Here is a 26,432-nt window from a genome sequence, read left to right on the forward strand (position 1 = left end):
ATGTAGTTGACAATATCGCGACGACAAACTTGCTCCGACCGACCCGACATTGAGATGGATTGGACGTATCGAGCGCCTCTCACCGCGTCAGAAAGCCATCTGTGCGTGCTGGCAGTAAAGGTTTCGTTGGCGCACTCAGTTTATTATGCTCAATGTAGAGACCTTGACGGGCATCAAGAAACAGTCGCTCTGATTCCCATACGCCAGGGCAAGCGCTGCCTTTGCTTGCTGTTGATGTCGAGTGTTTGCGAGCTACCTATCTGGGTCTTATCTATGATGTGCGACAAATCATCTGGCACCCTACGTCGGGGGTAGTAGATACCCGAGTCGGGGTGCCTGAATGGTTGAGATATCACTGCCATATGTACCAGCCGTGTGAATCAGTTAGCCGGTAAAAGGCACGGATTTCGTGGTTAACGGACGCTCGAAGGGGACTGCTTTGCGACGGATGAGTCGCCCCGCTCGCGGACCCAGAACAGCGTGGCGCCAGCCACTGCTGCCGGCATCATCAGGATGTTGAGGAACGGCACCAGCAGCACCAGGTACACCGAGCCACCAAAACCCAGGCTCTGCCAGCGCTTTTCGCGCAGCCAGGCAAGCATGTCCTGCCAGCTCATCTTGTGGTTGTCGGCCGGGTAGTCGATGTACTGGATGGCCATCATCCAGATCCCGAACAGCAGCCACAGCGGCGCGGCGATGATGTTCACCACCGGGATCAGCGAGAGGATGAACAGGCCGATCGCCCGTGGCAGGAAGTAGCCCAGCTTGCGCGCTTCGCGGCCCAGGGTACGGGGCACCATGGCGGTGAGTTCGGCCCAGCTGAAGGCCGGAAAGTCATCGGTGCCGCGCACCACCACTTCGACCTTTTCCGCCAGGAAACCATTGAACGGCGCGGCAATGATGTTGGCCAGCATGGTGAAGGTGAAGAACACCATCAGCCCCACCAGCACCACGAACAGCGGCCACAGCACGTAGTTGAGAAAGCTCAGCCAGCTCGGCAGGCTGGGCATCAGCGAGTCGACCCAGAGGCTGAACTGGTGGCCGGCCAGGTAGATCAGGCCAACGAACAGCAGCAGGTTGACTGCCAGCGGCAGCAACACGAACAGGCGCAGGCTCGGGCTCAGGACCAGTTTCAGCCCTTCACGCAGGTACTGTGGGCCAGAGAGGACAGGGGCTTGCATATAAGGGAAGGCTCCGGGTAAAGGCAAACGCGCTGACCTTACCGAGTTTGCGCGACGGGCGAAAGCGCGGCGCAGAGCGAGAAACGGGCTGTAACAAAACCTCGGCAGCATCTGCGGCCAGGGCTCATAGATAAACCGCGCGCGCCTTTGCTGATGAATAGAGCCGGCCTATAAGGTGGATTGTCTAAGGATATTTCCTTAATCTCTGCCACCTCGCTAAAGTGCGCACATCTTTTCAACGCCTTCGAATTCTGACTTTCAAGGAGTTTCCATGAGCATTCTGGTCAACAAGCAAGCCCCTGATTTCGACGCGGCGGCAGTGTTGGGCGACGGTTCGATCGTCGACAGCTTCAAGCTTTCTTCCCTGCGCGGCAAGTACGTCGTGCTGTTCTTCTGGCCGCTGGACTTCACCTTTGTCTGCCCGTCGGAAATCATTGCTCACAACAACCGCATGGACAAGTTCCGCGAGCTGGGTGTGGAAGTGGTCGGTGTTTCCATCGACTCGCAGTTCACCCACCACGCCTGGCGCAGCACGCCGGTGGAGAAGGGCGGTATCGGCGCGGTCGAGTTCACCATGGTCGCCGACGTCAAGCACGAGATCACCCGTGCCTACGGTATCGAGCACGATGACGGCGTGGCCCTGCGTGCCTCGTTCCTGATCGACCAGCAAGGCGTTGTCCAGCACCAGGTGGTCAACAACCTGCCGCTGGGCCGTGAAGTCGACGAGATGATCCGCCTGGTCGAAGCCCTGCAGTTCACCGAACAGCACGGTGAGGTCTGCCCGGCCGGCTGGCGCAAGGGCCAGAAAGGCATGAAGGCCGACGCCAAGGGCGTTGCCGACTACCTGGCCGAAAACGCTGCCAGCCTGTAAGGCTGTGGCTTAACGCTTTTCAGGACCTGCGACCCAAAGCCTTCCCCAAGTGCTTCGCAGGTTCTTTTTTATTCCAGCCGGCGATCCCGGCAAAACGATGCTGGCCAGCAAGTGCCAGCTCGACAGGAGTGTGACATGTCTGAAGTACGCCATTCGCGAGTGATCATCCTCGGTTCCGGCCCTGCCGGTTACAGCGCCGCCGTCTATGCCGCGCGCGCCAACCTCAAGCCGCTGCTGATCACCGGCATGCAAGCTGGCGGCCAGCTGACCACCACCACCGAAGTCGACAACTGGCCGGGCGACGCCCACGGCCTGACCGGCCCGGCGCTGATGCAACGCATGCAGGAACACGCCGAGCGTTTCGAAACCGAAGTGGTGTTCGACCACATCAACGCCGTTGACCTGGCCAGCAAGCCGTACACCCTCAAGGGCGACAGCGCCACCTACACCTGCGACGCACTGATCATCGCCACCGGCGCCAGCGCTCGCTACCTGGGCCTGCCATCGGAAGAAGCGTTCATGGGCAAAGGCGTTTCCGCCTGCGCGACCTGCGACGGTTTCTTCTACCGCAACAAGCCGGTCGCCGTGGTCGGTGGTGGCAACACCGCCGTCGAGGAAGCCCTGTACCTGGCCAACATCGCCAGCAAGGTCACCCTGGTTCACCGCCGCGAGACCTTCCGTGCCGAGAAGATCCTCATCGACAAGCTCAACGCCCGCGTGGCCGAAGGCAAGATCGAGCTGAAACTCAATGCCACCCTGGACGAAGTGCTGGGCGACGACATGGGCGTCACCGGTGCGCGCCTGAAGAACAACGACGGCAGCTTCGACGAAATCAAGGTCGACGGCGTGTTCATCGCCATTGGTCACACCCCGAACACCTCGCTGTTCGAAGGCCAATTGACCTTGAAAGACGGCTACCTGGTAGTCAACGGTGGCCGTGACGGCAACGCCACCGCGACCAACGTTGAAGGTGTGTTCGCTGCCGGTGACGTGGCTGACCACGTGTACCGCCAGGCCATCACCTCGGCCGGTGCCGGCTGCATGGCCGCGCTGGATGTCGAGCGTTACCTGGATGGGCTGCAGAACGCAGCGCTCTGACAGGTTTGATGGTGAACAAAAAAACCGGCCTGATGGCCGGTTTTTTTGTCTCTGCATTCTGCCTCAGAGGCTCAGGCGCATGGACAGGTCCACCGCCTTCACATCCTTGGTCATCGCTCCGATGGAGATGTAGTCGACACCCGTTTCAGCGATCACCCGCAAGGTGCTTTCCGTCACCCCGCCGCTGGCTTCCAGCTTGGCCTTGCCGGCATTCAGGCGCACCGCTTCGCGCATGTCGTCCAGGCTCAGTTCATCGAGCATGATGATGTCGGCGCCCGCTTCCAGCGCTTCTTTGAGCTCATCCAGGCTTTCGACCTCGATTTCTACCGGCTTGCCCGGGGCAATGCGGTGCGCGGCGCTGATCGCCTGGGCGATGCCACCGCTGGCGGCGATGTGGTTTTCCTTGATCAGGAAGGCGTCGTAGAGGCCGATGCGGTGGTTATGGCAGCCGCCGCAGGTGACCGCGTACTTTTGCGCCAGGCGCAGGCCGGGCAGGGTCTTGCGAGTGTCGAGCAGTTTGACCTGGGTGTCGGCGACCTTGTCGGCGAGGAACTGCGCGTGGCTGGCAACGCCTGAGAGCATCTGCAGGAAGTTCAGCGCCGAGCGCTCGCCACTGAGCAAGGATCGGGCCGGGCCTTCAAGGTGGAACAGTACCTGGTTGGCGCTGGCGCGCTCGCCATCAGCGACCTGCCAGTGCACCGCAACCCGTGGGTCGAGTTGGCGGAACACCGCGTCGACCCAGGCCGTGCCGGCAATCACGCAGTCATCGCGGGTAATGATGGTGGCCTTGGCCAGGCGCTCGGCCGGGATCAACTGGGCGGTGATGTCGCCACTGCCGATGTCTTCAAGCAACGCACGGCGCACGTTGGCTTCGATTTCGGCGGTCAGGTCGGCGAGGCGTAAATTCGGCATGGCGGGCTCCACAAGCTAAGTGCTGGCGATTATAGGGCAGGGCAGCCCGCGCTTGCAGCAAACACTGTAGTGGCGGCCAAAGCTTGACCTTTGGTCAGGCCAACTGAGCTTTTTGTCCGGGCACCGGTCTATCAGCAGCGGCATGTGCGCACTGGCGAGCAGGAGGTTTTTACTCGATAATGCGCCTTGTATTTGGCGTCATAGCTTTGACGACCGCTAAAAAGCTCAAAATCGAACCTGCAAGGAGACCAGGATGCACAACGACGGGAAGGTGGTGCCGATCAAGGCCATCACCGATCAGGCGCACACAGCGCCCCTCGCTCGTCTGCCGGTGGTGCTTCTGCAGGTACGTGACAAGGCCGCGCTGCAACTGCGCCAGGGCCTGCAGGCGTTGTTCGACAACGCCGACGACACCCTGTTCGAGATGGCCGACAAGGCCGCGAGCAACGTTGAACAGAACATCCTTTTCGAAGCCATGCGCGACCTGCGCCTCAAGCGCAAGAACATCGAGCGCGGTTACCTCGACCATTTCTATGAAGCGTTCGTGCAGATCGGCCAGCCCGAGGCCCTGCCGGCCCTGCACAGCCATGGCTACGACCGCCTGGCGCTGGTGGCCAATGACGAGCTGGAACGTACCGTGGCCCTGGATGCCATGGTCGCGCGGGTGCTGGCCCGCGACGGTATCGCCCTCAACCAGTTGACCTTGCGCTTCAGCGCCCTGGTCGGCCAGGCCCTGGACGATCCGCGCAACCCGCTGGGCCCGGCGATGCTGTGCGATTATTTTTTGCGCGCCGGGCGCAGCCTGGGCGTGGGCATCAAGGTCAAGCTGATCATCCTCAAATTGTTTGAGCGCTATGTGCTGCACGACGCCGACCAGTTGTACGGCGAGGCCAACCAGTTGCTGATTGCCACCGGCGTGTTGCCCGAACTCAAGGCCGTGCCGCGACGCCGCGCCCAGGACCGCCCGCCGGCTGAGCGCGAGGCTGCGGCCAGCACAACCGACCAGCAATCGCCCAGTGATCCGCTGGATGCCAACGGCCAGGCGGTATTTGCCTCGTTGCAGGCGCTGCTGTCGCCGGTGCGCGGGCGAGTTGCCCCGCGCCTGGAGGCCTGTGAGCAGGTCCAGGCGATCAGCACCCGTGACCTGTTGCGCCTGCTTTCGCACCTGCAGCATTACGTGCCGCCGACAGCGCAGACCGATGACTTCGACCTGCACCAGCAGCTTGAACAGTTGCTGACCCGGGTCAGCGTAAAGAGCGGCACCTACCGCAAGATCGAGGTGGTCGACGAAGATGTCATCAACCTGATCGCCATGCTCTTCGAGTTCATCCTCGCCGATCGCAACCTGCCGCGTTCACTGCGCGCCCTGATCGGCCGCATGCAAATCCCGATGCTCAAGGTCGCGGTCCTCGACAAGAGTTTTTTCAGCCGCAGCAGCCATCCGGCCCGGCGCCTGCTCAACGAAATCGCCACGGCGGCCATGGGCTGGGGCGCCAGCGATGATTGCCAGCGCGACAGCCTGTACCTGCGGGTAGAAAAAATCGTCCAGCGCCTGCTCAGCGACTTTGTCGACGACCCGGCGATATTTTCCGAACTGCTCGCCGAATTTCTCGCCTTCAGCAGTGATGAGCGACGTCGCAATGAGCTGCTCGAACAACGCACCCGCGACGCTGAAGAAGGCCGCGCACGTACCGCCCTGGCCCGTCAGCGGGTGCAGCAGGAGCTCAACCGACGCCTGCTTGGCCGCTCGCTGCCGCGGGTGGTGGTGCGCTTGCTTGAAGAGGCCTGGAGCCAGGTGCTGTTGCTGGCCTGCCTCAAGCATGGCGACACCTCCAGCCAGTGGCTCGAAGCCCTGGAGACCATGGATGAGCTGATCTGGAGCGTGCAACCGCACACTGAAGACGTAGCGCGCCTGCGCCTGCTGGAGCTGGTGCCGGGCCTGCTCAAGGCCTTGCGCGATGGCCTGGCCAGCGCCGCGTTCGATCCGTTTGCCACCAGCGAATTCTTTGCCCAGCTTGAAATTCTCCATGTGCAGATGTTCGATACGCCGGTGGTCGGTGGGCGGGTGGTGCCCAACGACGTCAGCGAGCGGGTGCTGGTGCTTGATGAAATCGTCCTGCGCGCGCCTGAGGCCGGCGAGCCGCAAGCAGCCCAGGTACGCCTGGCCGATGACGACCCGGCATTGCTGCAGGTCGAGCGCCTGCGCATCGGTGCCTGGGTCGAGCTGCTCGATGAAGACGAGGTGCAGCGCTGCAAGCTGATTGCCCAGATCGACAGCACCGACCGTTTCATCTTCGTCAACCGCACCGGTCTCAAGGTCCGCGAATGGTCGCGCATGGCCCTGGCCGTGGCCTTGCGCCGCGGGCATGTGCGCCAGCTGGACGACACCCTGCTGTTCGACCGGGCCCTGGACTCTGTGCTCAGCCAGTTACGCCAGGCGCAGGCACGCTAGTTTCCTGCGCGTTTTAACGATGCATCCCGCGTCACCACGGGGCATACTGAGCCAGTGCCCCCGTGTCTCAGGATTTTCTATGCAACTGGACCGCGCTACTGGCTGGTTCGCCGGCGTTTGCCACTGTCCCTCGCCCAACTGCAATGCCCGCGCCGAGGGCGAAGTCATCTCCCTGCTGGTTATCCACAACATCAGCCTGCCGCCAGCACAGTTCGGTACCGGCAAGGTCCAGGAATTTTTCCAGAACCGCCTGGATGCCAGCGAACACCCGTATTTCGAAGGTATCCAGCACCTGCGCGTGTCGGCGCACTTTCTCATCGAACGTGACGGCAAGGTCACTCAGTTTGTCTCTTGTCTGGACCGCGCCTGGCATGCCGGAGTGTCCTGTTTCGACGGGCGTGAGGCATGCAACGACTTTTCCATCGGTATCGAGCTTGAAGGCACTGATGAATTGCCTTTCACCGATGCCCAGTATCAGGCGCTACAAACATTGACCCGGCAGATCCAGGCTGCCTGGCCAGCCATTGGCACTGAACGGATTCAGGGCCACAGCGACATTGCCCCGGGACGCAAGACCGACCCTGGTGATGCATTTGACTGGCCGCGCTACCGCGCCGGCCTCAAGGACAAGGAGGAACACCCATGAGTTTTCTGGTGCTGTTGCTGGTGCTGTGGTTCGAGAAGTTCTCGGCCCTGCGCCAGCGCCTGCAACGCGACGGTTTTTTCGTCACCGAGCTTGCGCGCCTGGAGCGTGACGGCAGACGCCACCCCTGGTGGGTGTTGGGCATCCTGGTGTTGCTGCCGGTGGGCCTGCTGGCCTTGCTGCTGCACGTGCTGGAGCCGGTGGCCTACGGTTTGCTGGCCTTGCCGGTGCACCTGCTGGTGCTGATCTACAGCCTCGGTCGTGGCGACATCAAGGCCGCGCAAGGACCGTTTCGCGATGCCTGGCGCCGTGGTGACGAGCAAGCGGCAGTGCATGTCGCCGAGCGCGACCTGGGCCTTACCGCCGACGATGCCCAGGCATTGCTGGAGCGGGTGCAGGGCAACCTGTTGTGGCAGGCCTACCAGAGCTTTTTCGCGGTGATTTTCTGGTACTTCCTGCTCGGCCCGGCGGCTGCCCTGGCCTATCGGCTATTGGCGCTGACCGCCGAACATGGGCGCACCCCTGCGTTGCGCGAGCATGCCTTGCAACTGCGCCACGCCTTTGACTGGGCGCCGGTGCGCGTGCTGGGCGTGAGTTTTGCCCTGGTTGGCAACTTCGTCGCGGTCAGCCGGGTGATGCTGCACGAACTGCTCAACTGGCACATCAGTGCCGCCGGCTTGATCAGCACAGTTGGCCGTGTAGCCGGTGATTTGCCGGCCAGCACGTCGGCAGGCCCCGATGGTCTGCTCGGGCTGGATAACCTGTGGGAGTTGCTGCTGCGCTCGGCAGTGCTCTGGTACGCCTGTTTCGCCCTGTGGACCGTGCTTGGCTAAGAGTCCTGACGGAGCGGCCGTTGGTCGCTCCGCAGCCGGTTAACCTTAAGTTACAAACCCCCGATCCGATATGCGCTATACAGGTGCTGCTGAATACACTCAGTGGCCTTGTGCCACTGTGCGCAGAACAATAAGAATCGGAGGGCGCCACCTGTGAACAGCCTGTTGTATCCGGCCATCGCGTTGATGAACCGACTGAGCTTCGGGATGAAGTTCAGCCTGATCAGTATTCTGTTTTTCCTGCCCATGCTGGTGACCAACTATTACCTGGTCCGCGATTCCTATGCGCAGTTCCACGCCACCCGCACCGAGCTGCAGAGCCTGGAGTTGCTGGCCAGCAGCCTGGCCCTGCGCGGCAAGGTGGAAGCCCTCGGCAACCTGGTGCAGATCAATGCCGTGCTCGGCCAATCGGGCAAGGCCGCGGATCTCGAGACGCAGATAGCCGGCGTCGAGCAACAGGTGCAGCGGCGCCTGTCCGCCTTGGCGGCAATGAGCGGCGATGAAGCACAGGTCAAGGCTTTTGATGACAAGCGCAGCGAGATGCTCGAGACCCTCAAGGCGGCCCAGGGCGAGTCTTCGCTGTCCAGCAAGGTGGCGTTTTTCGACAAGCTGCTGGGCCAGGCCCAGGTGCTCAGCAAAGTGGTTGCCAGCCAGTCCGGGCTCAGCCAGGACAGTGACTCGGCGATTCGCCAGCTCAGTGAACTGATGACCACGGTCACTGCGCAGGTGACCCAGACCCTCGGCGAGGGACGGGCGATCGGCTCGTATTCGCTGGGCCAGGGCTTTGTCAATTCGGCGTCCAGCGCACGCTTCGATGACCTGCTGCAGAAACTGGAAAAACTCGGCGCCGACTACGCCATCCGCCTGGATGAAGCGCTGGCTACCGAGCCCGGCGCGCAAGCGCGGCTGGGCAGCCTGGCCAGCAGCAGCCAGGCGTCGCTCAAGCAGGCCAGTGAACTGATCGAGGAGCAGGTCGTGGTCGCCGACACCCTCGACGCGCCCTGGCCGGGGTTCTACAAGCAGTTCAGCGGTTTGATCGAGCAGACCTACACGCTCAACAGCGCCGTCGGCGAGTTCCTCGGCCACCAGCTCGAGCAACGCCTGGCGGAACACCGCTCGCACATGATCCTGCAGGTCTGCGCGCTGGCCGCGGTGTTCCTGCTGATTGTCTACCTCTACAGCGGCTTCTACGCCTCGACCCGCAACACCCTCAAAAGCCTCGGCGCGGTGATGGACAAGGTCGCTGCCGGTGACATGACGGTGAACTTCCAGGCCAGCAGCCGCGATGAACTGGGCGAGTTGGGCCAGGTATTCAACGGCACCGTGCGGCGCATTCATGACCTGATCGAACAGGTCGGCCACACCGTCGCCGAGGTCGAGCGCCAGGCCGAGCAGGTGCACGCGGTGTCGGCGCGCAGCAACCAGGCGGTCAGCGGCCAGCGTGGGCAGATCGAACAGGTGGCCACGGCCATGAACCAGATGTCGGCCACCGCCCAGGAGGTAGCGCGCAGCGCCGCGGCGGCAGTCAGCAGCGCCCACGGCGTCAACCGCGAAACTGTCAGCGGCCGCGGCCTGGTGCAAACTCAGCAGGGCAATATCGCCCGCCTGGCCGGCGAAATCGACCAGTCGGTGGCGGTGATCAACCAGCTGGCCAGCGACAGCAAGGCTATCAGCCGGGTGCTGGAGGTGATCAAGAGCATCGCCGAGCAGACCAACCTGCTGGCCCTCAACGCTGCTATCGAAGCGGCCCGGGCGGGTGAGCAGGGTCGTGGCTTTGCCGTGGTCGCCGATGAAGTGCGGACCCTGGCCAAGCGCACCCAGCACTCCACCGAGGAGATCGAGCAGATGATCTCGCGCCTGCAAGGCGGGGTAGGGGCTGCCGTCAAGGCCATGGACAGCAGCCATCAGATGGCCTCGGGCACCGTCGGCGAGTCGCAACAGGTGCAGCAGGCGCTGGAGAACATCCTTGGCGCCATCGGCAGTATCGTCGACCAGAACCAGCAGATCGCCGCCGCAGTGGAGCAGCAGACGGCGGTGGCCCATGACATCGACCAGAACATCGTCGAGATCAACCGGGCGGCGGAAAACACCACCCAGGGCGCGCACCAGACCGAGGACGCCAGCCGCCAGCTGTCGACCCAGGTGCTGGAACTCAAGCGTCTGATCGGTGCGTTCCGGGTCTGAGATCAGCGGTTGCTGAAGTTTTCCGCGCTGTGACAAAGTAGCGCCCTGCAGGATTCCAGGGAGCCGGATGTGTCGGCAACGCTGCGGGTGTAGTCTCACCCTCACAGCAAACGGAACCTCGAGTCCACGCGATTCGGCTCCCTCAGCAAATTCACTGACGAGGTACAGACATTGGCCATCATCCATCCCAAAGTCCGCGGTTTTATCTGCACCACTACGCACCCGACCGGTTGCGAGCTGAACGTACGTGATCAGATCGAAGCCACCCGCAAGCTGGGCGTGCGCGAGGATGGTCCGAAAAAAGTACTGGTGATCGGTGCATCCAGCGGCTACGGCCTGGCAGCGCGCATCACCGCAGCGTTCGGTTTCAAGGCCGACACCCTGGGCGTGTTCTTCGAAAAACCGGGCACTGAAACCAAGGCCGGCACCGCGGGCTGGTACAACGCTGCCGCCTTCGACAAGTTCGCCAAGGCCGAAGGCCTGTACAGCAAGTCGATCAATGGCGATGCCTTCTCTGACGAAGCGCGGGCCAAGGTCATCGAGCTGATCAAGAACGAAATGGGCGGCCAGGTCGACCTGGTGATCTACTCGCTGGCCTCGCCAGTGCGCAAACTGCCTGCCTCGGCCGGTGAGCGCGCCGGCGAGCTGGTTCGCTCGGCGCTCAAGCCAATCGGCCAGCCGTACAAGTCGACCGCCATCGACACCAACAAGGACACCATCATCGAGGCGTCCATCGAGCCGGCTACCGAACAGGAAATTGCCGACACCGTCACCGTCATGGGCGGCCAGGACTGGGAGCTGTGGATCGACGCCCTGAACGCCGCCGGTGTTCTGGCGCCGCAAGCGCGCACCGTGGCCTTCAGCTACATCGGCACCGAGATCACCTGGCCGATCTACTGGCACGGTGCCCTGGGCAAGGCCAAGCAGGACCTGGACGAAACTGCCCTGCGCCTGAGCAAAAAGGTCGGTGGCAGCGCCAACGTGGCGGTGCTCAAGTCGGTGGTTACCCAGGCCAGCTCGGCCATTCCGGTAATGCCGCTGTACCTGTCGATGGTCTTCAAGATCATGCAGGAAAAGGGCGTTCACGAAGGGACCCAGGATCAACTGGATCGCATGTTCCGTGACCGTATGTACCGTGCGGACGGTGCTGCGCCGCAGCTGGACGAGAAAGGCCGCCTGCGCCTGGACGACTGGGAACTGCGTGACGACGTACAGGATGCCTGCAAGGCCCTGTGGCCGCAGGTGACCACCGAGAACCTGTTCGAAATGACCGACTACGCCGGTTACAAGAAGCAGTTCCTCAACCTGTTCGGTTTCGAGCGTCAGGATGTTGACTATGACGCCGATGTGGCGACCGACGTACGGTTCGACTGCGTCGAGCTGTAATTAGGCGTTGCTAACTCTTTGTTGTCGCACCTGTTTTTCCTCAGGTGCGGCAACAGTTTCAAACTCGAAACACAATTTGAAACAAGTATGTCAGTGGCCTTTTGCTACCCCCTCCTCGGCACTGATCTATACCACTCATTCAAATGCCCTTTAAACCGTCAAGGTTTCGACAGGAGGCACCATGAGTGGACTGCAAAAACTAAAAGAGCGGATCAGGCAAAAGGGTCTGCAAAAGGTCCTCAAAACCCTGTGTGAGCGCTACATCTTCTTCCATTGGGAGTTGCTGTGGATGGAGCGCGACCTGATCAGCCCGGTACCGCCGCACAACCTGCGTGAGCATCCTGCGGTGCGCCTGGTGCAAATCACCACGGACAACGCCGATGCCTTCGCCCGCTATTTTGGCGACCGCGTGCAGACCATGCGCGAACTGGCCGCCGAAGGTCACACCGGGCACATGTACCTGGACGAGCAGGGCGACGCCGTGGCGTTTATTTTTGCCAGCATGCGCGACTATCACGACCGTCATTACTACGGCTGCACCTTCCCGGTGAAGCCCGGCGAGTTCTTTGAGTTCGGCGGCGAGATGACCCGTGCCTTCTTTGGCACCCGGCTGTCGGTGGATGCCCAGGTCAATTTGTGGGAAGCCATGCGGGAAAAGGGCTGCCACAAGGTGGTGGACGTCTGCGAAACCCACAACATTCCGGCGCTCAAGCTGCATCTGCGCATGGGCTATCACGAGCAGGGGCGGGTGATGCACGTGTATGGCCTGTTCGGACGCTGGCGCCTGTTCCGTGAAACCCGCTACGATGGCTCGCGACTGAGCGGTTTGCGCAAGGTCCCTGCACCGCGGGTAGCGGCTTCGGCATGACAGAGGTCGATGAGCAGTCTCGAAGCATTCCCGGCTTTGCCCGTTGCCAGCAACTGCGGCGAGGCCTTTCGTGAGATCACCGCCGATGGCTATGCCCTCGGCGGTTTCTGTTGGCGCCAGCAGGTGCCGGACGCCACGCGCCCGCTGGTGATCATCAATGCCGCCACGTCGGTGCGCTGCAGCTACTATGCCCGTTTTGCCCAGTACCTGTTCGGCCATGGCCTGGATGTCATCACCTATGACTATCGTGGCATCGGTGAGTCGCGTCCGGCGTCCATGCGCCATTTCCAGGCGTCCTGGAGCGACTGGGGCGTGCTGGATTTCGAAGCCATCCTGCAACGTGCCCAGCGCGAGTTCCGCGGCCAGCCCATCGATGTGGTCGGCCACAGTTTTGGCGGTTGCGCGGCGGGGCTGGCGCCTTCGGCGGGGCAATTGCGCCGGCTGGTCACAGTGGGCGCGCAGTTTGCCTACTGGCGCGACTATGCCGCCGACAGCCGCTGGCAACTGTTCGGCAAATGGCACGTGCTGATGCCGTTGCTGACCCGCGTGTTCGGTTACTTTCCCGGCAAGCGCCTGGGCTGGCTGGAAGACACCCCGGCCGGGGTGGTTCGCGACTGGAGTACGCGCACGGCGGCGTATGAGCAGCGCCCCAGTGGCCGGGCGCTGGGTGAATTGCCCTTCGCCCGGGTCAGGGCGCAAACCCTGGCCATCAGCCTGAGTGACGACCCGTTTGGCACGGTGGCGGCGATCGAGCGCTTACTGGCGTACTTCGAGGCCAGTGAGCGCAGCCATCTGCGCATCGCCCCGGGGGATATCGATGAAAGCCGGATCGGTCATTTCGCCTTTTTCCACAGCCGCTTCCAGGACCGGCTGTGGCCAATTGCCCTGCGCTGGTTGCAGCACGGGCAACTGGCCGAAGGCACGCCAGGGCGCTTGATCAGCCCAGGCGCTTGAGCGGCTGGGCGGCGAACTTGACGCCCGCCAGGCCATGCTCGATCAACGCGCGAATGTTGCTGTGGTCGCTGCCTTGCGGGGTGGCCAGCACCGAGCGGTAGTGCTCGCCGAACGCCAGCAGGGCTTCGTCATCGCTCAGGCCCTCAAGCAGGGCCAGGCCCAGGGTCTTGCACGAACCTTCGTTTTGCCCGGCTGCGTTGTCGACGCCGCCGTTGTTGAAGGCTTGTGGCTGGTAGCTGTAGTTGGCGGCGATGAAGGCCAGGGTGTTGGCGAAGGCATGTTCGCCGGATTTCAGGCTGGCGCGCAGGGTACTCAGGTCAGTCATTGGGTTTTCCTTTGGCGAACGCCGCTTGTTGTTCGGCGCTGGCTTCTTGCTGGTAAAGGGATTTCCATTCGGCGTAAGGCATGCCGTAGACCACTTCGCGGGCCTCATCCATGCTCAGCTCGATCTGCTTTTCGTCGGCGGCGGCCTTGTACCATTTGGACAGGCAGTTGCGGCAGAAGCCGGCGAGGTTCATCAGGTCGATGTTCTGCACGTCCTTGCGGCTGTCCAGATGGGCAACCAGGCGGCGGAAGGCGGCGGCTTCAAGTTCGAGTTTCTGTTGATCGTTCATGGACGTTCTCGTGACAGCGGTAGTTCAGTCTACCGCGATGCGGTTTTTCAGGTGGCGGCCACCGTTGATGACCAGGTTGCTGCCGGTGCTGTACTGGCTGTCGAGCAGAAAACGCACGGCATCGATCAGCGGCTGGGCGCCGGGCTCGAATTCCAGCAGGGCCTTTCTCAGGGTCTGCTGGCGGTAGGCCTCGTCGCTGTTTTCCTTGAGGATCAGCAAGCCCGGGAGGATCGCGTTGACGCGAATGCTCGGCGCGTACTTGGCAGCGAACGACAGCACCATGTTCTGCAGCGCGGCCTTGGTGGCGGCATAGCCGATATGGCTGCCGCTGCCGCGCGAGGAGGTCTCGTCGCAGATATGGATGATGTCGGCTTTGTCGACTTTGGCCAGTTGCGCGCCGAGGGCCAGGTTCAGGTGGTAGGGCGCCTCGACGTGCAGCTTGAACATGGTGTTGAGGTTGGCCAGGTCATCGTCGAGCCACAACGAGGCGTTGTGCACGATCGCCCGCAAGCCGTCGTAATTGCTTTGCAGGTGCTCGATCAGGGCCAGGCGGTCGGCTTCCTGGCACAGGTCGGCCTGGAACTGGATGATGTTCGGGTGCGCGGCCTCGGGGCTTTTGCTGCGGCTGGCGCTGACCACGGTATGGCCGGCCTGCGCCAGGTTCAGGGCCAGCGCCAGCCCGACTCGCTGGCTGGCTCCGGTGACAAGAATTGGGCTGTTCATGGTGGGGGCGGTCAACTTTTACTGGTTCGCTTGGATAACCCCCAGCATACCCGAACTAAGCGGGATTGCGCGCGCCCTGCGGCCCCGGGCGGGCGGGGCTAGCGTTCAGCCAGTTGGCCAGCAGGCGGGTCGACAATGGAATAAAGAAATACACCATCAACGGCGTCAGCCCCAGGGTACTGAGAAGGATGCGCGGCACCAGCTCCAGCGCGCCCAGCCAGTGGCCGAAGATCAGGTTGAACAGCAGTGACACCGGAAAGAACGCCAGCCAGATCGCCACCGCCTGCTTCCAGCGCGGCGGGCGCTGCACCGGGTTATTGCCGAACCAGCCTTCCAGGCCGCTGACCCGCTGTTCCGATGGCTCGGCGAACAGGCCATTGCCACGGGCCAGCCAGGCCTTGCGCGAGGCCGAATGCTCCCAGGCATGCATGGTCTGCTCGTTGGCAAAGCGGAAGATAATCTGGAATTCGTCGCCTTGCGGCGGCGGCGCGAGCACGCCCGAGCCCAGGTAGCCGGGAAAGTCGGTGGCCAGCTGTTCGCCTTCGTGCAGCCAGGCCATCAGGTCCTGGTAGCGACCATCGGCGACGCGGCGGGTAACCATCAGGGTTACGGGTGGGGTAGACATGGTATATCTCCTGGCAACTGGGCGTGGCGGGTAGGCCTGCCCCTTGAACGCCGCCCGGGGTGCTGGGCGGTATTCGCTTCTGTGCAAGAATCGATGCAAGAATCGGGCGCGGATTATTCCTTAAATAAGCTGACTCGTCAGTGCTGGTACTCGCCCACCTGTTAGAAATGCCAATGGTGGTGCTGGTGATTGGCGGAGTAGAATGACAATTGGCCCATAAACCCGCGGTTTCCCGGCAATGATCGAACCAGACCAGCCTTCATTGAATTCCCGTGAGTTTGACCACGAAGAACTGTTCCCGATTCGCGAAGTATCCCGCCTGACCGGTATCAATCCGGTCACCCTGCGTGCCTGGGAGCGCCGTTATGGGCTGATTCAGCCCACGCGCACCGAAAGTGGGCACCGTTTGTACTCGCAAGCGGACATCGACGAGGTACGTAGCATCCTCGGCTGGATCGAGCGCGGGGTTGCCGTCAGCAAGGTCGGGCGCATTTTGGCCAAAAGCCAGAATCTGAAGAGCGAAAGCCAGTCACCGCGTAGCGACGAATCCCAGGCCGATTTCAACCAATGGCAAACCCAGCTGCGCCAGGCCGTGAGGGCATTCGACGAGCGCCGCCTGGAGCGGGTGTACGGCCAGGTGTTCAGCAGTTATCCACAGCTGGTGGTGTTCCAGGACATCCTTATGCCGGTCTGGCAGGAGCTGCGCAGTACCCACGAAGCTTTCGGCCAGGCCAGTGAATGGCTGTTTCTCGACAGCTTCCTGCGCGGGCGGGTGTTGCAACGTTTGCAGCTGGCGCGTGAGCAGCAGGAAGTGCGCGTGCTGCTGGCGGCGATCCCCGGCCAGTGCCGGGAACTTGAGTTGCTAGTGGCGGCGCTGTTGCTCGGCACCAGCGAAATCGCCATCAGCGTGCTCGGCCTCGGTCAGCCGCTGGAAGAGCTTGGCCTGGTCTGCGAGCGCATGACCCCGCATGCTCTGGTGCTGTTTTCCAATCATCCGCCGGCCAGTGATTTACCCAAGCGCCTGGCGCGCCTGGCGCTGGCACTGGAGTGTCCGTTGTTGCTGGCGGGAGAGGCGGCGGACCTGGCTCAGGACAGCCTGATCGGCTCGCAAGTCGCGTGTTTGGGCAGCGAAGGACGCTTGATGCGCCGGCGGCTGCAGCAGTACCTGGCCGGTCACCTGGATTCTTGAGGGTGCAGCTCCGGATGGGCGCGGCGGTGTGCCTGGAGAATGTATTCGCGTAGCCGCTCGATTTCAGCCGGCAAGCTCTGGCCCAGGTTATAGGCGGCCAGGCGTTCGCCGGTGCGCCGCTGCAGGGTGCCGTGCAAGGCAATCGGGGCATCGCCGTCGGGGCTGAACCAGAGGTCGAAGTGTTTTGGTGGTTCGGGCAGCTCGCGCACTTCCAGCAACACACCCTTGAACGAGATTTCCCGCACCCACAAGCCGGTACTCAGGCCCAGCTCGTCTTCCAGTGCCACCGGTTGCTCCAGGGTCAGGCGCCAGGGGCGAACCACGCCGCCTTCTTCATAGATGTTCGGTGCACCCAGTTGCAGGTGCAGGGCATGGAACTCGTCTTCAACCAACTGCAGCGGAAAGGTCATCTGCTGGTTATTGAACTGGGCCTGCAGGGTTACCTGCTCGTCGGCGATCAGTCGGGTCAGCAGGTTTTTGATTGCGCTGCCGCCATTGACCATCAGGCGCGACGCCGGTTCAGCCGGGATGGGCTGGGCCGCGTGCTGCATGGAGCGGATGAAGTCCAGCTCATCCTGGGTCAGAAGGGCATCTGCTTGCATGGTCGAACTCGAAGTGACAATCGTGAATGCGTTTCTTCACCGTCATGGACAACCAAACGGCGTGTTTGTTAAGACCGTTGGTCGGCTTCCAGCGCCGCGATGCGCGCGCGGGCGTCGGCCAGTTGGCGCTCAAGCTCGACTACCCGCTGTTCGGCTTCGACCTGGCGGCTGACATCCTTCTGGATGCCGATGAAATACTTGCGCTTGTCAGCCTCATTGAGCACCGGGGTAATGGACAGTTCATTCCAGAACGCGCTGCCGTCCTTGCGGTAGTTGCGCAGGATTTCCCGGCTTGGCAGGCCATCCTTGATCGCCTGGCGGATCAATACCCGGGCGCCCTGGTCGCGATCGTCGTTCTGCAGGAAGCGGCAGTCGCGATAGAGGATGTCGTTGGCGTCATAGCCGGTCAGGCGCTCGAAGGCCGGGTTGACGTAGATCAGGATGGTGTCGTCGTCGCCTTCCTGTTCGGCCACCACGATCCCGTCGTTAGAGGCGTCAATCATGCGCTGCAGCAGTGTGGCATTGATCATCTTGTTAGGTCCGCAAGGGCTGTAGATCGGGCATGCTGGCTGATTCTAGTGGATTGGCCGTCGCTGTACAGCGGCAGATTAAGGCCTTTTGCCAGTGCCTGATGCTAGTATCCTACGTTTTTACTCAGTTTCGGAAACCTCTATGAAAGTCGTGATCCTTTCCGGTTCGGTCTATGGCACCGCCGAAGAAGTCGCTCGGCATGCCGAGAAGTTGCTCAAACAAGCGGGTTTCGAGGCCTGGCACGCCCACCGGGCTACCCTGCAGGACATCCAGGGCTTTGCCCCGCAGGCATTTTTGGCCGTGACCTCGACCACCGGCATGGGCGAGCTGCCGGACAACCTCATGCCGCTGTTCAGTACCATTCGCGATGCGCTGCCGGCCGAGTGGCGCGGCCTCAAGGGCGCGGTGATCGGCCTGGGCGATTCCAGCTATGGCGATACCTTCTGCGGTGGCGGCGAGCAACTGCGCGAGCTGTTCGCCGAGATGGGCCTGGTAGAGGTTCAGCCGATGCTGCGCCTGGATGCCAGCGAAACCGTTACCCCGGAAACCGACGCCGAGCCGTGGCTTGCCGAGCTGGCCAACAAGCTGCGCGGCTGATCATTACGACTGTGGCTGCTCGCGCAGCAGCTGCAGCCAGGCCTGGGCGGCGCGCGACAGGTAGGCGCCCTGGCGCCAGATGAAGGCGATGTCCCAGCGCAGGTCGGTCGGCGCGCTCAGTGCCAGGCGCACTACCCCCGGTCGTTCCAGGCCGCGGGCCACCACACTGGGCAACAGCACCACCCCCTGGCCGGCCGCCACCAGCGCGGCGAGAAAGTCGGCCTGGCCGCTACGGCCACCCTCCCTGGGGGTGAAGCCCAACTGCTGGCAAGCGCCGAGCAATCGGTCATTGAGCACGAAGCTGCGCTGATAAAGCAGGAACGGCGTGTCGGCCAGTTGCGCCAGGCTGACCTGGCCGGCAGCGGCTAAAGGGTGCTCGGTGGGCAGCAGCGCATCGAGGGGCTCGTTGCAAAATGGCTGGAAGGCAAAGGCCGGGTCGCTGGGGGTGAGGCTGCCGCCCAGTTCCAGTTCCCCGCTCAGTACGGCCTGCTCGACGCTGCGACTGCCGCCTTCGAACAGTTGAATGCTGATGTTCGGGTAGCGCCGCCGGTATTCGGCGAACAACCGTGCGAACAGCGCATCACTGCCCAGCAGTGGCAAGCCCAGGCGCAGTTCGCCGCGGGCCAGCTGGCTCAGGTCATCGAGCTCGCTGAGCAGTTCCTGGCGCAGGCGCAGCATGGCCTCGCCGCGTTCAAGCACGATCTTGCCGGCAGCGGTCAGGTGCAACTGCGAGCCCTGGCGCTCCAGCAGCGGCACGCCCAGGTCCTGCTCCAGTTGCGCAACCTGCTTGCTCACCGCCGACTGGCTGATGTGCAGGGTTTGCCCGGCCTGGGTAAAGCCGCCACGGTGCACCACTTCAAGAAAACTGCGTAGCTGTTTGAATTCCATAGCCTGAATTCCAATCTGGAATAGCTAGCAGTCTAACAATTCGCTTTTGGCGTGGTGAGCAGGCTTTTAAAATACAGGCCTGAGAGGACCCCCGCGATGAAACCCCCTGCGTTAAACCGATTTGTCCGCCTGCTCGCCGAGCTTGCGGTGTTGCTTGCTCTTTATAAGGTCGGTGGCCTGCTGGCCGCCTGGTTGGCCTGGCCGATTCCCGGCGGGGTCATGGGCCTTGCGCTGTTGCTGCTGCTGTTTGCTTTGGGTGTGCTCAAGCCGGCCATGTTGCAGCTCGGTGCCGGGTTGTTGATGGCCGAGATGCTGCTGTTCTTTATTCCGGCGCTGATGAGCCTGCTTGATTACGGCAGCCTGCTGCGCGATGAGGGCTGGCGGATTTTGCTGGTGATCGGCGTGAGTACCCTGTTGGTGATGGTGGTGACGGCGGTGACGGTGGAGTGGATCTGCCGCTGGAGGTTGCGCCATGACGCTTGAGCCGATGCCGCTGTTCTGGCTGGCCCTGACCCTGCTGGCCTATCTTGGCAGCCGCTGGTTGTACCGGCGCACCGGGCGTTACCTGCTGTCACCGTTGATCCTGGTGCCGGCCGTGCTGCTGGCGATCGCCGTGCCGCTGCACACCGCCTATGCCGAGTACGCGCGCAACACTCACTGGCTGATGTCGGTGCTGGGCCCGGTCACGGTGGCCTTTGCCGTACCGATCTGGCAACAGCGCGCCTTGCTCGCCCGCCACTGGCCGGCCCTGACCCTCGGCATGCTGGTCGGCAGTGCGGCCTCGATTGGCAGTTCCTGGGGCCTGGCGCAGCTGTTGGCACTGGACAGCTCGGTGAGCCTGTCGCTGGTGCCGCGCTCGATCACCACGCCCTTTGCCATGCCGCTGGCCAAAGACCTGGGCGGCGTGCCGGAGCTGACCGCGGTGTTCGTGATGTTCACCGGAGTGCTCGGGGCGATGTTTGGTGGCGTGCTGCTCAAGTACCTGCCGCTGCGCACGCCGTTGGCCCGTGGCGCGCTGTTCGGCGTCGGCGCCCATGGAGCGGGCGTCAGCCGCGCACATGAAGTGGGCGGTGAAGAGGGTTCGGTGGCCGGCCTGGTGATGGTTCTCACCGGCCTGCTCAATCTGTTTGCCGCGCCGTTGCTGACCTTGCTGCTGTGATTCACCTCGCTATTTTGCGCCCTGACTCCCAAGGTCAATAAGCTGGCTGCCAACGCAACTCTCGGCCAGGGCCTGCCTGACTAGACTGACGATCAATAGAGCACACGTATGTGCCGAGGTGATTGCAATGATCGCAGCCGATGCCTTGCCCAACACGACTATCTGTCACTTACCGGGACCACTGTGATGCCTTTGGCCGAGATTCCATTGTGCGTCTGGCGGACCCGGGGCCTGAATTTCTCGTTCCGTGGCCAGACCATTCGTTACTGGAGCGCAGGGCAGGGCGAACCGCTACTGCTCATTCATGGCTTTCCCACCGCCAGTTGGGACTGGCACTACCTGTGGGCGCCGTTGGCCCAGCGTTTCCGGGTGATTGCCTGTGACATGCTCGGCTTTGGCGATTCGGCCAAACCGCTGCATCATGACTACAGCCTGCTGGAACAGGCCGACCTGCAACAGGCGCTGCTGGCGCATCTGCAGGTCGAGCAGCCGGTGCATGTGCTCGGCCATGACTATGGCGGCAGCGTCGCTCAGGAGTTGCTCGCCCGCCACCATGAGGGCCGGGTGCAGATCGCCAGTTGCGTGTTCCTCAATGGCGGTCTGTTCCCCGAGCGTCATCGGCCGCTGATGATCCAGAAACTGCTGCTCAGCCGCCTGGGCTGGCTGGTCGGGCGCTCGTTCGGGCGTGATGACCTGGTGCGCCACGTTACCCAGATCTACGGCCCCTGCACCCATCCCAGCGAGAGTGCGCTGGACGATTACTGGAGCCTGATTGCTTCCAACCGTGGCACGCGCATCCTGCACAAGCTCATTGCCTACCTGCCCGAGCGGGTCGCCCACCGCGAGCGCTGGGTTGGCGCGATGCAGGCCGAAGGGGTGCCGCTGCGGCTGATCAACGGCGCGGTCGATCCGGTGTCCGGAGCGCATATGCTCGAGCGTTATCAGGAGCTGGTGCCCAATGCCGATACGGTGATGCTCCAGGGCATCGGTCATTACCCCCATACCGAAGCACCGGTACAGGTGCTGCGCCATTACCTGGCGTTTCGTGAACAACCCTTGGTGAGTGTGCCGCAGAAAGTCGCCTGGTCCTGAGCGACCCGGCGTGCGCAATCATCGCCTGGCCTTATCGCCTGCCATTCAGCGCCTGCCCGCTTGATTGTGTGCCAGCCGCGGCTGGTCGACACTCGGGCATCCCTCCCTTGTTCTGCTGGAGAACTGAGCATGACGATTCGCTTGGACGATAAAGTGGTGATTGTCACCGGCGCTGGCGGTGGCCTGGGTCGCGCCCATGCCCTGCTGTTTGCCCGCCATGGCGCGCGAGTGGTGGTCAACGATCTGGGCGGCTCGACCCACGGTGAAGGCGCCAGCGCCTCGGCTGCCGACCGGGTGGTGGCGCAGATTTGTGAAGCGGGCGGCATGGCCGTGGCCAACCATGACTCGGTCACCGATGGCCAGCGCATTGTCGAACAGGCCCTGGACAGCTTCGGCCGCGTCGATATCGTCATCAACAATGCCGGCATCCTGCGCGACAAGACCTTCCACAAAATGGACGACAGCGACTGGGAGCAGGTCTACCAGGTACACCTCGAAGGGGCCTACAAAGTCACCCGCGCCGCCTGGCCGCACTTGCGCGAGCAGAACTGGGGGCGGGTGATCTTCACCGCCTCGACCTCGGGCATCTATGGCAACTTCGGCCAGGCCAACTATGGCGCGGCCAAGCTCGGCCTGTATGGCCTGACCCGCACCCTGGCCATCGAAGGGCGCAAGCATGGCGTCCTGGTCAACGCCATCGCCCCCACGGGTGGCACGCGCATGACCGAAGGGCTGATTCCGCCACAGGTGTTCGAACAACTCAAGCCGGAGCTGGTCAGCCCGCTGGTGGTGTACCTGGGCAGTGACGCCTGCCAGGACAGCGGCGGCTTGTATGAAGTTGGCGGCGGCTGGGTCGGCAAGGTGCGCTGGGAGCGTAGCCTGGGTGTTGGCTTCGACCCGCGCGAGGGTTTTTCGCCTGAAGACATCGCTGCCAACTGGCAGCAGATCGGCAGCTTTGACAACGCCGTACATCCCAAGGACAGCCTCGAAGCCCTGCAACAGATGATGGCCAACCTGCAGAAGTATCCACAGGGCTGAACCTGGCCCAAGGTTGTGGTCGCCGGCTGAAGTTGCCTATGCTGGACGGCCACCTTGGTTGCAGGAGCACAGAGGATGTACGAATCCAGAACGGACGCTGTCATCTCTACCCGACAGTTCGGCTATCGCCTGATGTGGCACGGGATCGCGGCCTGCCTGTTGCTGATCGGCTCGATCCTGTTTGGCGTGGTTGGCCATCTGTACTTCGAGCCGCAAGTGCCCTGGCACGATGCCGTGTTCAACGCCACCTTGCTGCTGGGCGGGGTAGGGCCGGTGATCCTTCCCGAGTCTATTGGCGGCAAGCTGTTTTTCGCAGGTTACGGCCTGTATGTCGGCCTGGTGTTCGTCGCCAGCATCGGCCTGATCCTGGCGCCCATCGCTCACCGATTGTTGCACCGATTCCACTTTGATGACGCCGACGACGACTAAATCGCGGGCATAAAAAAGGCCGCTGCAGTGCAGCGGCCAAGTAAGACGCAGATCAAGGAGCTTCAAAATCAACGTCGGTGAACCTGGAGAAGACGCCATCAGGCGGGGTGTGCACGCCGGTTGATGGAATGGGCTGACGCTTTCATTTGGCGTCAGCACCGTCTTGGTGTAACCAGAATAGGCGCCTGTCAGAATCGGAAAAATAGGTATTTCTGACATTCACTGTTACAACTCAGGTAACAGTCAGCCCCAAGACAGTAACCCGCTGTTTCACGAAAGTCAGTAAGCGAGTGTAAGCAACTGTGCACACTGTCCTCTTATTCTTATATGGAAATGGGCTGTTGCTTTAGTTAGCTGTAGGGCAATTCATTGGGTTTGAAAAAACGGGAGCCTGGGCACTTTCCAGAGATAGCAACCGGGACGGGTTTCGCTGAAATTTCCCTGAAGGTGGGCAAGTCAATTAGTCGCGTTATGACTATCAACCACCAACGGACATCAGCATATGGAATCGACCCGTTCGCTTGACACACCCGCGTTGAGCTACGACAACAGTACTCTGGAGACACTGCTGCTGGAAATGACCAGCAGCACTTTTGAAATCCAGCGCCAGCTTGAGTCGGTGGCAACGCTGCAGGACGCGGCGCTGATCAGTTTCTGGGAGAGGGCACGCAAGCCGAGTACTAAGCCGCTGAGCCTGTTTGTGCACCTGTCGAAATTGTTTTTTTTCGATCTGCGCTACTTTGCTTTGCGCCATCCCTGGCAGCAGCCGGAAATGGCAGCGCTGGAGGAGCAGATTTTCGATCCCGATGAGCACGTTCGCATTCTGACCCTCGATATTCAGGGAGAGACGGCGATGTTGCCGTTGGCGTTTGTCATCAGCGAGTCGTTCGACCCGTCATCATCCAGCAAGCTCTGGTTTTACAGCCTGCAGGAGGGGTTGCAAGAGCAGGGGGATGCGCGGCGATTCATCGACAGAATGATGCTGCGCCTGTGCGCACCGGCTGCCAAGGATCCCTTGGTGCAGCCGTTGCCGCACGGAATAAAACAGCTACTTGCGCAAGGCCACACGCCGCTATTGAGCCTGGTATCGCTGAGCGATAGTCCGTTTCGACAACAGGTAGACGATGTCCGCCAAGCCCTGCGCGGGGTTCCTGCCCACGATCTGCTGCAACAACGTCTCGCAACCCGGCTCAGGCAGCACCGCCACGCTCAATTGCCTGAATGGTTACGTGTTCTTGAGGGTGAACAACGTACCGCCTTCGAGTTGCGCGAAGGCGCTGTTACTTTGTGCCAGCAACGGGTCGATGAACACCTGCAAGGTAGGGCCAGCGTTGAGGACTATGCCGCTGCGCAGATCGCCGCTTACCTGTTGCAGGCCTTGGGTGTCGAGACAGATGCCGGGCTACTGCGCGTTCGAGTCAGGCATGCACTGGACGTCGAGGGTGAAACGATACAGGGTGAGCGCGAGATGACGCTGGTGCAGTGGGTGTTGTCCGGTGGTTACCCCGGCAGTGAGTTTCAGGCCCACGTCATCGATGACACGTTGGCGGCGCGGCTGACACCGGATGTCATTCAACGAATGATTGATGAACTTGAGGTGCGCCAGAGTTATCCGCAAGCGCTGCAGTCTTCCTACCTTGAAGGCTCTGGCCCTCAACTGATGAGCGACGTGGTCAATGCACGGTTGGCCTTGAGCGCCCTGGCCGCGCGCTACCAAGGGTTCGACCGGGAGGCTTGCGACGCTCTGGAAGCTGCTCGCAACCATACCGGCGCCCTGGCTGCGCTTGGGATCGACGCGGGTGCGGTGATCCTTGAGCCCTTGCAGTTGGCGTTCAAGGATATGCTCTACCTGAGTTTTGGCTCGCAGGACGATCATCGTTTCCTGCTCTATGCCCCTGGCGCGCCGGAAGCGGATCTGCGGGTGTTCAGCAATGTGGGGCAGCTCAGCCTGGAAATTGCCCGGTGGGCCCTGACCGACCAGGGGCAAACCTATCTGCTTGGCCAAGTGCCAGTCAACGCGAGGATGAACTTCAGTCGGTTTCTCAAGCAGACGCAAAAATTGCCGGGCACCTGGTCCCGACAAACAGTGGCACTGGAGCGCTGGCCCGATGCGAGCTGGCCGAGGGTGTTGTCGCAAGTTGCTTTCAGGAAGGTCTCGGCGTTACTTGACCAACAGCAATTGGCCACGCCTCAGTGGTTCATCGATGCATCCCGAGTTCAACGCCAGCAACTGAGCCATGTTGATGCTCAACTGGGTGCGATCCAGGACGCCTACCAACAGCTCAACACCATCGAGCCCTTTGCCAAATACGCCCATCGCCAGGTGCAGGACTGGATCAAGAAGCTTCTACCTGCGTCTGATATAGACCCTGATACCGTACTGGTGGAGCTTGAGGACGGTGGCATAAAGACGCTCACCCGCACGGTCATTGAAGGTTACGACAGCAGTTTCAACTTCGCCGACTTTGCCAGAATCACCTCTACCATCGGCCAGGACCTGTCGCGACTCGATCGTCCCTCTGTCGATGGCTACATTCGATCTGCCAGGCTGGGTGAGCGCTACATCCAGATGATTCGCCGGCGCCTGCTCGACCCCGTTGAGCCACAGTACAAGCGCCGTCGCCTGCTTCACCGCGAGCTGCTGCGTTTGCAGGTCCGCCGCGCCTGGCTGAGTGAAAGCATGGCGGGGCGCCTGACGTCCGAGCAGAGCGGGTGGCTGGGCATTGCTGTCGACAAGCTGGTTGATCTGGAGCCTGCGGTCGTTGGCGGTGAGCGGACCTCTGGCAAGAACGGTCTGTTCCAGCTGGCCCTGAGGGGCCGAAGGGTCGAGGGTGTGTACCTGTTCAGGAACGTATCGCAAAGTGTTGTCGAAGATCTTGTCTACACCCCCGATGCGCCGGATGACCTGATCTTCCGTACGCCGCAAGCGTTGGCGCTTCAATGGGAAGCGCTGCAGGACTATTTCTACCTGCGCGTGAGCATCGATGATCAGCCGGCCATCGGCAGCCTGATCGACAGTGTTGAACGATCAGCTGATGGTCAGGCAATGGTCCTCGAGGCGATCAGCGACTATAAGCGCGTGACAGATCTTGCCCATGAATTCGACGTGATGGTCGAGCGGATCATTGCCGATGTGGACGCCGACACCACCAGTGTGGCCGAACGAATCTGGGGCATCCTCTTCGAGGTCGCCATCGGCGTTGCGGCGATTCTTTCGATTCCCTTTCCACCGGCCACCCTGGCGCTGAACGTGGTGCTGACCCTGCGCTCGTTCGTGCAAGGTGCGCTGGCCTACGAGGATGGCGATCGGGCTTCAGCCTTGAAGTGGTTTGTTGTCACGGCTGTGGGGGTCGTGTCGATTTCCGGCGTGGCAGGGCGCTTCGCCAGAGCGTTATCGAAGCTGTCCAAGGGTCCCGGCTCGCCGACCACCGAGCTGCTGAAAAAGCTGGTCGCCGACTTTGGCAAGGCGGGTTCGGAAACAGTCTCCAGCGTCGGTGAGGCGTTGGACGATGAACTCACCTTGTTCCTCAAACACCTGGAGCGAACGGTTCCTGCCTGACGAG

Annotated in this window: 26 protein-coding genes and 1 pseudogene; 18 read left to right on the top strand and 9 right to left on the bottom strand. The window is 62.0% G+C overall.

Annotation, left to right across the window (positions count from 1 at the left end; genetic code table 11):
• Positions 1 to 413: 413 nt before the first annotated feature.
• On the bottom strand, positions 414 to 1,181 hold the full coding sequence (cysZ, locus tag LOY22_RS04045; RefSeq protein ID WP_258596428.1) for a sulfate transporter CysZ: 768 nt from the start codon (positions 1,179 to 1,181) through the stop codon (positions 414 to 416).
• A 271-nt stretch (positions 1,182 to 1,452) separates the two neighbouring features.
• Here cysZ and LOY22_RS04050 point away from each other — a divergent pair, with 271 nt between their 5' ends.
• The gene (locus LOY22_RS04050; protein WP_038993853.1) at positions 1,453 to 2,052 is read left to right on the top strand and encodes a peroxiredoxin; all 600 of its coding nucleotides are present in this window, start codon (positions 1,453 to 1,455) and stop codon (positions 2,050 to 2,052) included.
• 135 nt (positions 2,053 to 2,187) lie between these two features.
• Positions 2,188 to 3,150, top strand: coding sequence for a thioredoxin-disulfide reductase (trxB, locus tag LOY22_RS04055; RefSeq protein ID WP_045196073.1), 963 nt, complete (start codon positions 2,188 to 2,190; stop codon positions 3,148 to 3,150).
• 63 nt (positions 3,151 to 3,213) lie between these two features.
• Here the strand turns inward: trxB and nadC are convergent, their stop codons facing one another.
• Positions 3,214 to 4,062: a carboxylating nicotinate-nucleotide diphosphorylase gene (nadC, locus tag LOY22_RS04060; RefSeq protein ID WP_045196075.1), complete on the bottom strand. Its 849-nt coding sequence runs from the start codon at positions 4,060 to 4,062 to the stop codon at positions 3,214 to 3,216.
• A 253-nt stretch (positions 4,063 to 4,315) separates the two neighbouring features.
• Here nadC and LOY22_RS04065 point away from each other — a divergent pair, with 253 nt between their 5' ends.
• The 8 genes and pseudogenes from LOY22_RS04065 (at position 4,316) to LOY22_RS04095 (ending at position 13,382) form a co-directional block, all read left to right on the top strand.
• Complete coding sequence (locus LOY22_RS04065; RefSeq protein WP_213602414.1) at positions 4,316 to 6,514, top strand: DUF1631 domain-containing protein; 2,199 nt, start codon at positions 4,316 to 4,318, stop codon at positions 6,512 to 6,514.
• Between the two features lie 79 nt (positions 6,515 to 6,593).
• The gene (gene ampD, locus LOY22_RS04070) at positions 6,594 to 7,160 is read left to right on the top strand and encodes a 1,6-anhydro-N-acetylmuramyl-L-alanine amidase AmpD (RefSeq protein ID WP_093387983.1); all 567 of its coding nucleotides are present in this window, start codon (positions 6,594 to 6,596) and stop codon (positions 7,158 to 7,160) included.
• Positions 7,157 to 7,990 (top strand): regulatory signaling modulator protein AmpE, encoded by an 834-nt coding sequence (ampE, locus tag LOY22_RS04075; RefSeq protein WP_045196081.1) that lies wholly within the window; start codon positions 7,157 to 7,159, stop codon positions 7,988 to 7,990. The genes ampD and ampE overlap by 4 nt, the downstream gene beginning before the upstream one ends.
• 1,122 nt (positions 7,991 to 9,112) lie before the next feature.
• Positions 9,113 to 9,319, top strand: a pseudogene (locus tag LOY22_RS27005) (HAMP domain-containing protein); the annotation flags it as partial.
• A gap of 150 nt (positions 9,320 to 9,469) precedes the next feature.
• The gene (locus tag LOY22_RS27010; RefSeq protein ID WP_371128694.1) at positions 9,470 to 10,174 is read left to right on the top strand and encodes a methyl-accepting chemotaxis protein; all 705 of its coding nucleotides are present in this window, start codon (positions 9,470 to 9,472) and stop codon (positions 10,172 to 10,174) included.
• A 171-nt stretch (positions 10,175 to 10,345) separates the two neighbouring features.
• Positions 10,346 to 11,560, top strand: a complete 1,215-nt coding sequence (gene fabV / locus LOY22_RS04085; protein ID WP_123564434.1) for an enoyl-ACP reductase FabV — start codon at positions 10,346 to 10,348, stop codon at positions 11,558 to 11,560.
• 181 nt (positions 11,561 to 11,741) lie between these two features.
• On the top strand, positions 11,742 to 12,428 hold the full coding sequence (locus LOY22_RS04090; protein ID WP_045196087.1) for a GNAT family N-acetyltransferase: 687 nt from the start codon (positions 11,742 to 11,744) through the stop codon (positions 12,426 to 12,428).
• A gap of 9 nt (positions 12,429 to 12,437) precedes the next feature.
• Positions 12,438 to 13,382 (top strand): alpha/beta fold hydrolase, encoded by a 945-nt coding sequence (locus LOY22_RS04095; protein WP_258596441.1) that lies wholly within the window; start codon positions 12,438 to 12,440, stop codon positions 13,380 to 13,382.
• Here the strand turns inward: LOY22_RS04095 and LOY22_RS04100 are convergent.
• Genes LOY22_RS04100 through LOY22_RS04115 form a run of 4 tightly spaced genes read right to left on the bottom strand, consistent with a single transcriptional unit; the run spans position 13,366 to position 15,344 of the window.
• Positions 13,366 to 13,707, bottom strand: coding sequence for a HopJ type III effector protein (locus LOY22_RS04100; protein ID WP_258596443.1), 342 nt, complete (start codon positions 13,705 to 13,707; stop codon positions 13,366 to 13,368). The two genes, LOY22_RS04095 and LOY22_RS04100, sit on opposite strands and share 17 nt — an antisense overlap.
• Entirely contained in the window at positions 13,700 to 13,996 is a 297-nt protein-coding gene (locus tag LOY22_RS04105; protein ID WP_045196092.1) for a DUF1244 domain-containing protein, read from the bottom strand. Before LOY22_RS04105 ends, LOY22_RS04100 begins: the two co-directional genes overlap by 8 nt.
• A gap of 24 nt (positions 13,997 to 14,020) precedes the next feature.
• Entirely contained in the window at positions 14,021 to 14,719 is a 699-nt protein-coding gene (gene folM / locus LOY22_RS04110; protein WP_093387995.1) for a dihydromonapterin reductase, read from the bottom strand.
• A gap of 55 nt (positions 14,720 to 14,774) precedes the next feature.
• The gene (locus LOY22_RS04115; RefSeq protein WP_045196096.1) at positions 14,775 to 15,344 is read right to left on the bottom strand and encodes an antibiotic biosynthesis monooxygenase; all 570 of its coding nucleotides are present in this window, start codon (positions 15,342 to 15,344) and stop codon (positions 14,775 to 14,777) included.
• Positions 15,345 to 15,582: 238 nt separating this feature from the next.
• Between LOY22_RS04115 and LOY22_RS04120 the strand changes: the two genes are divergently transcribed.
• On the top strand, positions 15,583 to 16,533 hold the full coding sequence (locus LOY22_RS04120) for a MerR family transcriptional regulator (RefSeq protein WP_176794344.1): 951 nt from the start codon (positions 15,583 to 15,585) through the stop codon (positions 16,531 to 16,533).
• Here the strand turns inward: LOY22_RS04120 and LOY22_RS04125 are convergent.
• Positions 16,518 to 17,135 carry a hypothetical protein gene (locus tag LOY22_RS04125; protein ID WP_258596447.1) on the bottom strand — a complete coding sequence of 206 codons (618 nt, stop codon included), beginning with the start codon at positions 17,133 to 17,135 and terminating at the stop codon, positions 16,518 to 16,520. The genes LOY22_RS04120 and LOY22_RS04125 overlap by 16 nt on opposite strands.
• 68 nt (positions 17,136 to 17,203) lie before the next feature.
• On the bottom strand, positions 17,204 to 17,665 hold the full coding sequence (locus tag LOY22_RS04130; protein ID WP_045196101.1) for a PAS domain-containing protein: 462 nt from the start codon (positions 17,663 to 17,665) through the stop codon (positions 17,204 to 17,206).
• Positions 17,666 to 17,807: 142 nt separating this feature from the next.
• Here LOY22_RS04130 and LOY22_RS04135 point away from each other — a divergent pair, with 142 nt between their 5' ends.
• A complete protein-coding gene (locus LOY22_RS04135; RefSeq protein WP_045196103.1) occupies positions 17,808 to 18,263 on the top strand; it encodes a flavodoxin in 456 nt (151 codons plus the stop codon).
• 3 nt (positions 18,264 to 18,266) lie between these two features.
• Here the strand turns inward: LOY22_RS04135 and LOY22_RS04140 are convergent, their stop codons facing one another.
• Positions 18,267 to 19,151: a LysR family transcriptional regulator gene (locus LOY22_RS04140; protein WP_093388004.1), complete on the bottom strand. Its 885-nt coding sequence runs from the start codon at positions 19,149 to 19,151 to the stop codon at positions 18,267 to 18,269.
• Positions 19,152 to 19,247: 96 nt separating this feature from the next.
• Here LOY22_RS04140 and LOY22_RS04145 point away from each other — a divergent pair, with 96 nt between their 5' ends.
• From LOY22_RS04145 to LOY22_RS04170, 6 genes are all read left to right on the top strand, one after another.
• Positions 19,248 to 19,634 carry a CidA/LrgA family protein gene (locus LOY22_RS04145; protein ID WP_093388007.1) on the top strand — a complete coding sequence of 129 codons (387 nt, stop codon included), beginning with the start codon at positions 19,248 to 19,250 and terminating at the stop codon, positions 19,632 to 19,634.
• Positions 19,624 to 20,310 (top strand): LrgB family protein, encoded by a 687-nt coding sequence (locus LOY22_RS04150; RefSeq protein WP_093388009.1) that lies wholly within the window; start codon positions 19,624 to 19,626, stop codon positions 20,308 to 20,310. Before LOY22_RS04145 ends, LOY22_RS04150 begins: the two co-directional genes overlap by 11 nt.
• 186 nt (positions 20,311 to 20,496) lie before the next feature.
• Positions 20,497 to 21,402 carry an alpha/beta fold hydrolase gene (locus LOY22_RS04155; protein WP_093388012.1) on the top strand — a complete coding sequence of 302 codons (906 nt, stop codon included), beginning with the start codon at positions 20,497 to 20,499 and terminating at the stop codon, positions 21,400 to 21,402.
• A 129-nt stretch (positions 21,403 to 21,531) separates the two neighbouring features.
• The gene (locus tag LOY22_RS04160; protein WP_371128689.1) at positions 21,532 to 22,440 is read left to right on the top strand and encodes an SDR family oxidoreductase; all 909 of its coding nucleotides are present in this window, start codon (positions 21,532 to 21,534) and stop codon (positions 22,438 to 22,440) included.
• Positions 22,441 to 22,515: 75 nt separating this feature from the next.
• A complete protein-coding gene (locus tag LOY22_RS04165; RefSeq protein WP_045196112.1) occupies positions 22,516 to 22,869 on the top strand; it encodes a hypothetical protein in 354 nt (117 codons plus the stop codon).
• Between the two features lie 502 nt (positions 22,870 to 23,371).
• Positions 23,372 to 26,428 carry a hypothetical protein gene (locus LOY22_RS04170; RefSeq protein ID WP_258596449.1) on the top strand — a complete coding sequence of 1,019 codons (3,057 nt, stop codon included), beginning with the start codon at positions 23,372 to 23,374 and terminating at the stop codon, positions 26,426 to 26,428.
• Positions 26,429 to 26,432: the final 4 nt, after the last annotated feature.

The sequence above is a fragment of the Pseudomonas sp. B21-035 genome, from assembly GCF_024748945.1.
GTDB lineage: Bacteria > Pseudomonadota > Gammaproteobacteria > Pseudomonadales > Pseudomonadaceae > Aquipseudomonas.